General features: G+C 72.2%; 9 protein-coding genes, 1 tRNA gene and 1 pseudogene. 7 read left to right on the top strand and 4 right to left on the bottom strand.

Annotated elements, in window-relative coordinates; translation table 11 throughout:
- Nucleotides 1-158: 158 nt before the first annotated feature.
- From ACYQPG_RS16610 to ACYQPG_RS16620, 3 genes are all read right to left on the bottom strand, one after another.
- Nucleotides 159-386 carry a hypothetical protein gene (locus ACYQPG_RS16610; protein WP_147909418.1) on the bottom strand — a complete coding sequence of 76 codons (228 nt, stop codon included), beginning with the start codon at nt 384-386 and terminating at the stop codon, nt 159-161.
- A 124-nt stretch (nt 387-510) separates the two neighbouring features.
- Nucleotides 511-798 (bottom strand): hypothetical protein, encoded by a 288-nt coding sequence (locus ACYQPG_RS16615; RefSeq protein WP_147941831.1) that lies wholly within the window; start codon nt 796-798, stop codon nt 511-513.
- Nucleotides 799-896: 98 nt separating this feature from the next.
- On the bottom strand, nt 897-1,454 hold the full coding sequence (locus ACYQPG_RS16620) for a metallophosphoesterase (RefSeq protein ID WP_419828392.1): 558 nt from the start codon (nt 1,452-1,454) through the stop codon (nt 897-899).
- A gap of 278 nt (nt 1,455-1,732) precedes the next feature.
- Between ACYQPG_RS16620 and ACYQPG_RS16625 the strand changes: the two genes are divergently transcribed.
- The 7 genes from ACYQPG_RS16625 to ACYQPG_RS16655 all read left to right on the top strand — a co-directional run bounded on the left by ACYQPG_RS16625 (nt 1,733) and on the right by ACYQPG_RS16655 (nt 9,128).
- The gene (locus tag ACYQPG_RS16625; protein ID WP_419828393.1) at nt 1,733-2,410 is read left to right on the top strand and encodes a DNA-3-methyladenine glycosylase family protein; all 678 of its coding nucleotides are present in this window, start codon (nt 1,733-1,735) and stop codon (nt 2,408-2,410) included.
- Between the two features lie 39 nt (nt 2,411-2,449).
- Nucleotides 2,450-2,525, top strand: a tRNA-Ile gene (locus tag ACYQPG_RS16630).
- A 262-nt stretch (nt 2,526-2,787) separates the two neighbouring features.
- Entirely contained in the window at nt 2,788-3,222 is a 435-nt protein-coding gene (locus ACYQPG_RS16635; RefSeq protein WP_147909414.1) for a thiol-disulfide oxidoreductase DCC family protein, read from the top strand.
- Between the two features lie 47 nt (nt 3,223-3,269).
- Nucleotides 3,270-3,968, top strand: a complete 699-nt coding sequence (locus tag ACYQPG_RS16640; RefSeq protein ID WP_461231276.1) for a hypothetical protein — start codon at nt 3,270-3,272, stop codon at nt 3,966-3,968.
- 77 nt (nt 3,969-4,045) lie between these two features.
- Complete coding sequence (locus ACYQPG_RS16645; protein WP_147941454.1) at nt 4,046-4,465, top strand: FixH family protein; 420 nt, start codon at nt 4,046-4,048, stop codon at nt 4,463-4,465.
- Nucleotides 4,462-5,886 carry an efflux RND transporter periplasmic adaptor subunit gene (locus tag ACYQPG_RS16650; protein WP_419828395.1) on the top strand — a complete coding sequence of 475 codons (1,425 nt, stop codon included), beginning with the start codon at nt 4,462-4,464 and terminating at the stop codon, nt 5,884-5,886. Before ACYQPG_RS16645 ends, ACYQPG_RS16650 begins: the two co-directional genes overlap by 4 nt.
- Nucleotides 5,883-9,128 carry an efflux RND transporter permease subunit gene (locus ACYQPG_RS16655; protein WP_419828396.1) on the top strand — a complete coding sequence of 1,082 codons (3,246 nt, stop codon included), beginning with the start codon at nt 5,883-5,885 and terminating at the stop codon, nt 9,126-9,128. Before ACYQPG_RS16650 ends, ACYQPG_RS16655 begins: the two co-directional genes overlap by 4 nt.
- Here the strand turns inward: ACYQPG_RS16655 and ACYQPG_RS16660 are convergent.
- A pseudogene (locus ACYQPG_RS16660) lies at nt 9,071-12,289 on the bottom strand (efflux RND transporter permease subunit); the annotation flags it as partial. The gene ACYQPG_RS16655 and the pseudogene ACYQPG_RS16660 overlap by 58 nt on opposite strands.
- Nucleotide 12,290 lies beyond the last annotated feature (1 nt).

Here is a 12,290-nt window from a genome sequence, read left to right on the forward strand (position 1 = left end):
CACCCTCTGTATTCGACAGAAAATTTGACTTAGGTGAAGGCGCCCGGGGTCGTTCCTGGGCGACATAGGACGGGTTGGGTCGATTCGTCGTCCCGGCTCAGCTCCCGTCGGTGTGACATCCCCCCGATCCATCGACGGGAGCCCCATCCCGGATCCCCTCAGCGTCCGGTCTCGTCCGCGCGATCGGCGTCGAGCTGCTGCAGCAGCTCCGCCAGCCTCGGATCCAGCACCTCATCGATCACCGGGTCATAGAGCGCGCGCAGCTGGCGCCCCAGGCGCGTCCGCGTTTGCGCATCGAGGACCGGGGCCTCGCTTGAGACCGGGAAGACCCTCAGGGCTGTGGGGGCGGATCGCGGGGCGGCGTGCTGGTGATCGGGACGTGGCATTCCACCTACATCGGCCTCGACCGGCGCGACGGCAACCACACGCCGTCACGAAGTCCCGGGCGGCACGCGATTCCGGCGCATCGTCTTCGTCCGAACGCCGGCGGCTACGGTTCGGGACGAGGCTTCAAGCGTCGTCCTCCGGGGCGAACACTTCGCCCTGCTCGGCCAGCACGGCGTCGGCCTCGTCATGAGCGAGGACATCCGGATCGGCCCGGTCCAGGGCCCGGGCCAGCGCGCGCTCCCAATCCGGCGGCGGGGGGCTGCCCTGCGCGGTCAGGATCTCGGCGGCGCGGGCGCGCAGCCGCGCCCAGGATTCTGCATCCAGCTCGGCAAAACTGCTCCCGAGCCCGAGATCGGCGGCGGCTCGCGCGGCGGCGGCCGTCCAGGCGGGCGGAGCAAGGGGTTCGGTCATAGCGGCCTCCCGTGGCGATCGCGATCCGCTCCGGCACATAGGGCGGCCACACGAAACGACGCGGCCCGGAATTGAGATCGCGGTGCCCTCCGCGGAGGTCAGCGCAGCCCGTGCCGGGCGATCTCCTCCGGCACCAGCTCGGCCGCGTCCTGGCGCGCCAGGATGGCGTCGAGGCCGACCGGGGTGTCGTCCCAGGCATCGACGCCGACATCGCAGGAGCGGCTGGTATCGGGCAGCCAGCCGTGGCTGTGCCCATAGAGGTGGCGGGTCTCCCGCCACAGGCCCGGCCAGGCCCGGTGCGCGTAGTGCGACAGGAACAGGCGGTGCTGCCGGCCCTGGGAATCCAGGGCCGAGATCCGGGCGCTGTCCACGGGCGGGTCCGCCCAGGGCAGATCGAGCACGCGGTTGGAATCGTGGTTGCCCCGGATCAGCCGCTTGGTGCCGTTGAGCTGGGCGAACATCGCCGCGCAATGCTCCCGGCTCGCCCCCGCGGCGAAATCGCCAAGATGCCAGACCGCGTCGTCGGGGCCGACCACGGCGTTCCAGGCTGCGACCAGGGCCGCGTCATGCGCCGTGACGCTGTCGTACCGCGCCCGGCGGTGGCGGAGGATGTGCGGATCGCCGAAATGCGTGTCCGCGGTGAAGAAGAGCGCCATACCGTGAGCTGTCACCGCATCCGAGGGCGCCGTCCATCATGCCCGCCTTCGCGTCCGACGCCGCTCCGAAGTGGATCGGGGCGGGCGCCCAGCAAGGCGCGCGCGGCATCGTGCCCGCCACCGGGGGGATCGCACCGATCGCCGCATCGGCGGCCGGTCCCTAAGCGCCGCTCCAGATCGCGTTGCAATCGGGACCGGCTCTCAATCCTTATCTCAACGCGCTCGCTTGCGCCGAACCGGTCTCCACTTCGGTGGCGCGCACTCTAATCTTCGCCGCGATGCTCGACCCCACCGCCTACGCGCACCTGCTGGACGCCGCCCGGGCGCATCCACGCCTGGAGGCCGCCATCCGGCAGGCCGGCCCGCTCCGGATCGACCCGCCGCCGCACGCCTGCGTGGCCGACCGTCTGTTCGTCGAGGTCGTGAACCAGCAGCTCTCGACCCGTACCGCGGCGGCGATCTGGTCGCGGGTCGAGGCCGCCGCGACGGCGGCGGGGTCGAGCCCGCGCGGGCTGTTCGAGGCCGGAGACCCGGCGCTGCTCCGGGGCTGCGGGATCTCGGGCAACAAGGTCCGCGCCCTTCAGGCGATCGTCGCCGCCGAGGCGGCGGGCCTGCTCGGCCCCGAACTCGCTGGACTGCCGCACACCGAGCGCGCCGCGATCCTGTGCGGCATCCGGGGCGTCGGCCCCTGGACCGCCGACATGGTCGGGATCTTCCACTTCCACGACCCGGACATCTGGCCCGAGGGCGACGTGGCGGCGGTGGGCTGCCTGCGCCGGCTCACCGACAGCACCGACACGCGCGCCGTTGCGGCCGCTTTCGCGCCGTACCGCTCGATTCTGGCCCGCACCCTGTGGCGGATCAAGGACACCACCCCGGTGGAGCCAGCAAGTCCGACTGCAAGTCTGCCCGCGCCCCGCCCCCGGCGCCCCCGCGCTCCGACGAAATCCGGGTGACGGGCGCCCCCCGATCGGCTATCCGTTCGAGTGGGCGCAGGGCCTGTAGCTCAATGGTTAGAGCCGACCGCTCATAACGGTCTGGTTGCAGGTTCGAGTCCTGCCGGGCCCACCATCCGTCCCGCAGAACCTTGCGGCCCGACAGCCTTTTCGGCCCCCTCGCGCAACCGGCTGTGTCAGCCTCGCCCGGCATCGGCACGGTTTCCAAGGCACGGGCCGGACCATCTGCGACCCTGAGACAACGTCCGCCCGCGGGGCGATCGGAGTGCTCCGGCGTTGGATCAGGGCCTGCACCGAAACCCGATCGCTGCCGGCCCACCTCTCTCGCTGCGGGCACGGGGTGAGGTGTCGCCCGGCAAACCATGAGCGCTGATCCGATGAGCTCCGACCTGACCGTCTACTACGATGGCGGCTGCCCGCTCTGCCGGGCCGAGATCGGCCATTACCGCGACTGCCGCGGGGCCGAGCGGATCGCCTTCGTCGATGTCGGGCGCGATGCGCCGGCGGCCGGCCTGGGGCCGGATCTCGACCGGGGCGACGCCCTGCGGCGCTTCCACGTGCGCGGCGCGGACGGCCGGCTCGTGTCGGGGGCGGCGGCGTTCGCGCGGCTGTGGCGCGTCCTGCCGAACTGGCGCTGGCTCGGCCGCCTCGTCGAGCTGCGCGTCTTCGGGCTGCGGCCCATCCTGCCCGTCGCGGAGGCGGCCTACCGGTTGTCCCTGCCCCTGCGGCCGCGGCTGGCGCGGCTGATCACCCGCCGAGGACGCTCAGACTGCGCGCGCGACCCGCGCGAACCGGCATCGGATCGCCGGTGAACGATGAGGCGCTTCCGCCTCGCCCAGAAAGCTGGCATCCTGACACCGTGATCCTCTGGCTGGCCCTTCGGCGGCTGCTTCCGCTCCTGGCGGTTCTCAGCCTCGCCCTGCTTCCGGTCGCCGCCCCTGCGGCGGTCGCCGGCATGCATGCGCCGACGATGGCCCGAGCGGAGCGGGCCGCGCCGCATGAGCACGGCCACGCGATGGCGCAGAAGGACTTGGCGCAGAAGGACTTGGCGCAGAAGGACTTGGCGCAGAAGGACTTGGCGCAGAAGGACTTGGCGCAGAAGGACTTGGCGCAGAAGGACTTGGCGCAGAAGGACTTGGCGCAGAAGGACTTGGCGCAGAAGGACTTGGCGCAGAAGGACTTGGCGCAGAAGGACTTGGCGCAGAAGGACTTGGCGCAGAAGGACTTGGCGCAGAAGGACTTGGCGCAGAAGGACTTGGCGCAGAAGGACTTGGCGCAGAAGGACAACATGGCGGGCGCCGCCATGGACGCCATGCCCTGCTGCCCGCCCGAGGCCGCGACGCCGCCGGACCAGCAGCCCGGGGACGGGGACGGGTCCACGGGCTGTCTCAAGGGCTGCCCGCTGATGGCCCTGTGCCTCGCCGGCCTCGCCTCCTTGCCGCCGTCCGGGGTCGGCCTGCCGGTGCCGTTCGCCACCGGAGCGCCTCTGTTCGCCCGGAAGGCGGCACGGTTCGCCAGCGTGACCGGAACGCCGCCGCCCGAGCCGCCCCGAGCCTGAACCCGATGCCGCGGGCCATGACGCCCGCGTGAGGCTGCACGCCCGTGCGGCCGGCCATCGTGTTCAGGAGATTCTGTGTGACCTTCCAATCCGTTGCCCAATCCGTTGCCCGATCCTTGGCGCGCGCCTGCACGGCCGCGCTCGTCGGCACTGCCCTGTGCGCTCCGGCCCGCGCCGCGCCGGCGGATTACCGGTTCGAACTCGTCACCCGGGAGGCCAAGGTCGGCGAGGCGGTCCTGACGGTCCGCCTGGTCGACACGCGCAGCGGCCAGCCGGTCACCGACGCGGTGATCTTCGCCAAGCGCATCGACATGGCCCCGGACAGCATGGACGAGATGACCTCGACCCTCGCGCAGCTCCCGTCCACGGAGCCGGGCCTCTACCGTTTCAGGACCAAGCTCACCATGGCGGGGGGCTGGCGGCTGTCGCTGGGCGCGAAGGTCCAGGGCGAGGCCGGCACCGTCAGCGACAAGCTCGTCTTCCAGGCCGTGCCGTGAGCCGCCCGGTTTGGCTGGCCGGAACCGTCGCCGCCCTGGCGGCGGGGGGCGCCGGCTATGGGGCGGGACGCATGGGCGGCCCCGATCCGATCCCGCTGTTCGCGCGGGCCTGGGCGGGCTTCGCCGCCGAGCCGTCCGCCGCCACCGGGCCGGTGGTCTATTACCAGGATCCGGACGGCAAGCCGGTCTATTCCCTGTCGCCGATGATGACCGAGGACGGGCGCCTGTTCCGGGCCGTCCAGGCCAGCGAGGATCTCCGATTCGACCGGCCCGCCACGGAGGACGTTCCGGGTCGGGCCGGGCCGGGGGAGGGCGACGGGCCAAAAAAAGATCCCGGCCGGACGGTGCGCTACTACCGCAACCCGATGGGCCTGCCCGACACCTCGCCGATACCCAAGAAGGATTCGATGGGGATGGACTACATCCCGGTCTACGCCGGCGGCGACCCGGACCCGGACACCGTCACGGTCTCGCCGGGCCGGATCCAGCGCACCGGCGTGCGCAGCGCCGTGGTCGAGCGCCGGGTCGTGTCCCGGCCGGTGCGGGTGCCGGGCACGGTGGCGCTCGACGAGCGCCGGGTCACCGTGGTGGCGACTCGCGCGGACGCCTATGTCGACCATGTCGAGGACGTCACCACCGGCGACCGGGTCCGGAAGGGGCAGAATCTGGTCTCGGTCTACGCGCCGGAGATCAACGCCGCCGCCGCGCAGCTCATCGCCAATCCGGGCTTCGACGGCGCCCGGCGCCGCATCCGCAACCTGAACGTCTCCGAGGCCGTGATCGCCGAGATGGAGCGCACCCGGACGGTGCCGCGGGCGATCACCTGGGCCTCGCCCCGGGACGGGCTGGTCCTGGAGCGCCGGGCCGTGGAGGGCATGAAGGCCGCGGCCGGCGACACCCTGTTCCGGATCGCCGACCTGTCGCAGGTCTGGGTGCTGGCCGACGTGCCGGAGCGCGATCTCGCCGGCATCCGCGTGGGCCAGGCCGCGACCGTGCGGGTGCCCGGCCGGACTGCCACCGGCCAGGTCGGGATGATCTACCCGCAGGTGAACCGCGAGACCCGCGCGACCCGCATCCGCATCGCGCTGCCGAACCCGGACGGGCTGCTCCTGCCCGACATGTACGCCGATGTGGAGATCGCCACGGGCTCCACCGAGCCGGTGGTGGCGGTGCCCGAGGGGGCCGTGATCGAGACCGGCGCGCGCCAGGCGGTGCTGATCGAGGCCGGGGAGGGGCGGTTCGCGCCCCGCGCGGTCGAGATCGGGCAGCGCGGCGAGGGCTACGTCGAGATCCGCGCGGGCCTCCGGGCCGGTGAGCGGGTCGTCACCGCGGCGAATTTTCTGATCGACGCCGAGAGCAACCTGAAGGCGGCGCTGGCAAGCCTCGCCGCCCCGCCGGCCGACGGGGAGGCCGGGCGATGATCGCCCGGCTGATCGCCTGGTCGGCGCGCAACCTCGTGCTCGTGCTGATCGGCACCGTCTTCGCGGTAGCGGCGGGAGTCCAGGCCCTGCGCACCCTGCCGCTGGACGCGATCCCGGATCTCTCGGACGTGCAGACCATCGTCTACACCGAGTATCCGGGCCAGGCGCCGCAGGTGGTCGAGGACCAAGTCACCTACCCGCTGACCACCGCGATGCTGACCGTGCCGCGCGCCAAGGTCGTGCGCGGGGTCTCGATGTTCGGGGTCTCGTTCGTCACCGTCATCTCCGCAGACGGCACCGACCCGTATTGGGCGCGCTCGCGGGTGCTCGAGATCCTCAACGGCGCCGGCGGCCGCCTGCCCGCCGGGGTGATCCCGACGCTCGGGCCCGACGCCACCGGGATCGGCTGGGTCTACCAATACGTGATCCTGGCCCGGCAGCGAACGCTCGCCGAGCTGCGCTCCCTGCAGGATTGGGTGGTCCGGTTCGCGGCCTCGCGCGGGGAGGGGGTGGCGGAGGTCGCCCCGGTGGGCGGCTTCGTCAAGCAGTACACCGTGGTGGTCGACCCGAACCGCCTGCGGGCGCGGGGCATCAGCCTGAACCGCCTGCGCGAGGCCATCCGGGCGAGCAACGCCGATGTCGGCGGCCGCACGGTCGAGCTGTCCGAGTTCGAGGTGGTGGTGCGCGGCCGGGGCTACCTCAAGGGCACCGCAGACATCGGCGCCGTCGTGCTCAAGACCGACAACGGCACGCCGGTGCGGGTGCGCGACGTCGCCCGGGTCGAGATCGGGCCCGACGAGCGGCGCGGGATCGCCGAACTCGACGGGGCCGGCGAGGTCGCGGGCGGCATCGTGGTGCAGCGCTTCGCCGCCAACGCCCGCGCCGTCATCGCGAGCGTCAAGGATCGCCTCGACGAGATCGCCAGGAGCCTGCCGTCGGGCACCGAGATCGTGCCGGTCTACGACCGGTCGCAACTCATCGACGCCGCGATCGCGACGCTGACCCACACCCTGGTCGAGGAATGCGCGATCGTCGCGCTGGTCTGCGTCGTGTTCCTGCTGCACCTGCGCAGCGCGCTGGTGGCGATCCTGATGCTGCCGGTGGGGATCCTGATGGCGTTCGCGGCGATGCGGGCGCTCGGGCTCGGCGCCGACATCATGAGCCTGGGCGGCATCGCCATCGCGGTCGGGGCGATGATCGACGCCGCCATCGTGATGATCGAGAACGCCCACAAGCACCTGGAGCGCGCGCCGCCGGGCCGGCCGCGCACCGAGATCCTGGTCGGGGCCGCCGCCGAGGTCGGGCCGTCGCTGTTCCTGTCGCTCCTGGTGATCACCGTCTCGTTCCTGCCGATCTTCAGCCTGGAGAGCCAGGAGGGCCGGCTGTTCGGGCCGCTCGCCGTCACCAAGACCTTCGCGATGGCGGCGGCGGCGCTGCTGTCGGTGACCCTGGTGCCGGCGCTGATGATCCTGTTCGTGCGCGGCCGGATCGTCCCGGAGCACCGCAACCCGGTGAATCGGCTGCTGATCGGGGTTTACCGGCCGCTGATCGCCGCGGTGCTGCGGGCGCGGATCCTGACGCTCGTCCTGGCGCTCGGGATGCTGGCCGCCACGATCTGGCCGGCGCGCCAGCTCGGCTCGGAATTCATGCCCGAGCTCAACGAGGGCACGCTGCTCTACATGCCCACGACCCTGCCGGGCCTCTCCATCACCAAGGCGGCCGAGCTGCTGGCGACCCAGGACCGGATCATCAAGACGTTCCCGGAGGTCGCCTCGGTCTACGGCAAGGCGGGACGCGCCGGCACCGCGACCGACCCGGCGCCGCTGGAGATGTTCGAGACGATCATCCGGCTCAAGGCCCCGGAGGCGTGGCGGCCCGGGGTGACGCTGGCGAGCCTGCGGGCCGAGATGGACAAGGCCCTGCAGTTTCCCGGCGTGTCCAACGCCTGGACCCAGCCGATCCGGGCCCGGATCGACATGCTGGCCACCGGCATCCGCACCCCCGTGGGCGTCAAGCTGTTCGGCCCGGACCTCGCCGCCCTGGAACCGGTCGCCCGGACGGTCGAGGCGGCAATCCGCACGGTCCCGGGCACCGCGAGCGCCTATGCCGAGCGGGTGGTGGGCGGCACCTTCCTCGACATCACCCCCGATCGGGAGGCGCTCGGCCGCTACGGGCTTACCGTCGGCGACGTCCAGGACGTCGTTGCCACCGCGCTCGGCGCCGCGACCGTCACCACAACCGTTGAGGGGCGCGAGCGCTACGGCGTCAGCGTGCGCTACCCGCGGGCCCTGCGGTCCGACCCGCAGGCGATCGCCGATGACGTCCAGGTGGCGCTCCCGGGCGGGGGGACCGTGCCGCTGGGGGCGGTCGCGACGATCCAGCTCGTACGCGGGCCGACGTCGATCCGGAGCGAGAACGGGCGGCCCGCGCTCTACCTCTACGTCGACATCGCCGGGCGCGACCTCGGCGGCTACGTCGCGGAGGCGCGGGACGTGGTGGCGCGCGCGGTACCGCTGCCCGAGGGCGTGACGCTCCAGTGGAGCGGCCAGTTCGAGGCCCTGGAGCGGGCCGAGGCCCGGCTGCGGATCGTCGTCCCGGCGACCCTGCTGGTGATCGTGCTGCTGCTCTACCTCGTGTTCCGCCGGGTGACCGAGACGCTGATCGTGCTGCTGTCGCTGCCCTTCGCGCTGGTCGGCGGCGTCTGGCTGATGTGGGCGATGGGGTTCCACCTGTCGGTCGCCGTGGCGGTGGGCTTCATCGCGCTGGCCGGCGTCGCCGCCGAGACCGGGATCCTGATGCTGGTCTATCTCGACCAGGCGCTCGCCGAGCGGCGCGCGGAGGCGGCCCGCGCCGGGCGGCCCCTCACCCGCGCGGACCTGCGCGCGGCCATCATGGTCGGGGCGGTGGAGCGGCTCCGCCCGAAGATGATGACCGTCGTGGCGATCATGGCCGGCCTCCTGCCGATCCTGTGGAGCACCGGCGCGGGCTCCGAGGTGATGCAGCGGATCGCCGTGCCGATGATCGGCGGCATGGCCTCCTCGACGCTCCTGACCCTGATCGTGATCCCGGCGGTCTACGGCCTGGTCAAGGGCAGGGGCCTGCCGGCCGAGTCCGACCTACAAGCTGAGTCCGGCCTACAAGCTGAGTCCGGCCTACAAGCTGAGTCCGGCCTACAAGCTGAGTCCGACCTGCCGGGCTCGGCCGGGGCCGCGGCCCGCTCGGCCCTCCCGAAGCGCGCGTAGAGGGCCGGCAGGACCACCAGGGTCAGCAGGGTCGCGCTGATCAGGCCGCCGATCACCACGGTGGCGAGCGGCCGCTGCACCTCGGCGCCCGTTCCGGCGGCGAGCGCCATCGGGACGAAGCCCAGGGACGCGACCAGGGCGGTCATCGCCACGGGCCGCAGGCGGGTCACGGCCCCCTCCAGGATCGCCGCCCGCAGGGGCCGGCCCTCGGCGACGAGCTGCTTGATGAAGCTCAGCATCACCAGGCCGTTCAGCACCGCGACACCCGAGAGCGCGATGAACCCGACCGCGGCCGGCACCGACAGCGGCATGCCCCGCAGCCACAGGGCCGCGATCCCGCCGGTGAGCGCCAGCGGCACCGCGGAGAACACCAGGAGCGCGTCGCGCGCGCTGCCGAGCGCCGAGGTCAGCAGCAGGAAGATCAGGCCGAAGCAGACCGGCACCACCAGGGTCAGGCGCCGCCGGGCCGAGGCGAGGTTCTCGAACTGGCCACCCCAGGTCACGTAGGAGCCGGCCGGCAGCGCGACCTGCTCGGCGACCTTCGCCTGCGCTTCGTCTACCAGCGAACCGATGTCCCGGCCGCGCACGTTGGCGGTGACGACGACACGCCGCTGGCCGTTCTCCCGCGAGATCTGGTTCGGCCCCTCGGTCACCGAGAAGCTGGCGACCTGCCGCAGCAGCACGGAGGCGACCTTGCCGTTCGGTCCCGGGGGGAGGGGGACGGGCAGGTTCTCCAGGGCCTCGCGGTCCTCCCGGACGGCGTCGGTCAGGCGCACCACGATCGGGACGCGCCGGTCGCCCTCGAACACGGAACCGGCCTCCCGGCCGCCGATCGCGGCGCCGATCACCTCCTGGATCGCTCCGGTGCTGAGGCCCAGCCGCGCCGCCTCGGTCCGGTCGATCCCGATCTCGAAGACCGGCAGGCCGGCGATCTGCTCGACCTTCACGTCGTCGGCCCCGTCGATGCCACGCAGGATCGCGGCGATCTGGTTGGCGGTCTTGAGCATCGGCTCGAACGCGTCGCCGAACACCTTGACGGCGAGGTCGCCCCGGGTCCCGGCCAGCAGCTCGTTGAAGCGCAGCTGGATCGGCTGGGAGAACTCGTAGATGTTGCCGGCGAGTTCGCCCACGGCCGCCTCGATCTGCGCCTGCAGGGCCGCCTTGGTGAGCGTGGGATCGGGCCACTCCGCCTGCGGCTTCAGGATCACGAAGGTGTCCGAGGCGCTCGGCGGCATCGGGTCGGAGGCGATCTCGGCGGTGCCGGTCTTCGAGAACACGGTGGCCACCTGCGGGAAGCCAGCCACGACCTCCTCGACCTTGAGCTGCATCGCCTGCGACTGGGTCAGGGAGGTCGAGGGGATCCGGCTGGCGTTGAGCGCGATGCTCTTCTCGTCAAGGAGCGGGATGAACTCGGTGCCGAGCCGGGCCGCCAGCAGGCCGGCCCCGGCCAGCAGCAGCAGGGCCGCCCCCAGGAACGGCGCCGGCGCCCGGATCGCCGCGGCGAGCAGCGGCCGGTAGGCCGCCTTCAGGCCCCGGATCAGCGGGTTGTCGGCCTCGGTGACCCGGCCGGTGATCACGATGGCGATCATGGCCGGCACGAAGGTCAGCGACAAGACGAACGCGCAGGCCAGCGCGAGGATCACGGTCAGCGCCATCGGCTCGAACATCTTGCCCTCGACCCCCGTGAAGGTCAGGAGCGGCCCGTAGACCAGGATGATGATCGCCTGCCCGTACAGCGACGGCCGGATCATCTCCTCGGCCGAGGCCCGGACCGTCTGCAGGCGCTCCTCCAGGGTGAGTCCGCGGCCCAGCGCCTGCTGGCGCTCGGCGAGGTGGCGCAGCGCGTTCTCGGTGATGATCACCGCGCCATCGACGATCAGGCCGAAATCCAGGGCGCCGAGGCTCATCAGGTTGGCCGAGATTCTGGCCTCGACCATGCCGGTCACCGTCATCAGCATGGCGACCGGGATCACCAGGGCCGTGACCAGGGCCGCCCGGATGTTGCCGAGCAGCAGGAACAGGACCGCGATCACCAGGGCCGCGCCCTCGGCGAGGTTCCGGGCCACCGTGCGGATCGTGGCCTCGACCAGGACCGTCCGGTCGAGCACCGTCCGCACCACGATCCCGGGCGGCAGCGTCCGCCGGATCTGAGCCATGCGGGCCTCGACCGCGGCCGCGACCGTGCGGCTGTTCTCGCCGATCCGCATCAGGGCGGTGCCGATCACGGCCTCCCGGCCGTCCATGCTGCCCGAGCCGGTGCGCAATTCGCGCCCGAACCGCAGGGCTGCCACGTCCCGGACCCGCACCGGCACGCCACCCCGCGTGGCCACCACCACGTCGGCGATCGCCTCCATGCTCTCCAGCCGGCCCGCGGCGCGCACGACGTAGCCCTCACCGTTATCCTCGAGGTAGCGGGCGCCCTGGTTGGCGTTGTTGGCCTCGAGCGCCCGGACGACGTCGCCGAAGGACAGGTCGAGAGCGGTCAGCTTCGTCGGGTCCGGCTGGACGTGGTACTGCTTCTCGTAGCCGCCGATGCCATCGACCCCGGCCACCCCCGGCACGGTGCGGATCTGGGGCCGGATGATCCAGTCCTGCACGGTGCGCAGGTAGGCGTTCCGCTCCAGCTCGGTGGCGAGACTCTGGCCCTCCGGAGTCAGGTAGCTCCCGTCCGGTTGCCAGCCCGGCCGGCCCGCGGGGGCGACCGTCCGGCCGCCGGGCTTGGCGTACTGGACCGACCACATGGTGATCTCGCCCAGCCCTGTGGAGATCGGGCCCATATGCGGCTCGGCGCCGGGCGGCAGGTCGCCCTTCACCTGCGACAGGCGCTCGGCGATCTGCTGGCGGGCGAAGTAGATGTCGAGCCGCTCGTCGAAGACCGCGGTGACCTGCGAGAAGCCGTTGCGCGAGAGCGAGCGGGTGTGGTCGAGCCCCTTGATGCCGGCGAGCGCGGTCTCGACCGGATAGGTCACCTGACGCTCGATATCGACCGGCGACAGCGACGGCGCCAGGGTGTTGATCTGCACCTGGTTGTTGGTGATGTCGGGCACCGCGTCGATCGGCAGCCTGGTCAGCGCCGTGGCGCCGAAGCCGGCCGCCAGCAGCACGAGGAGCAGGACCAGCCAGCGCTGGCGGATCGCGACGTCGAGGATGCGGCTGAGCATG

It is taken from the genome of Methylobacterium sp. CM6246, from assembly GCF_054818005.1.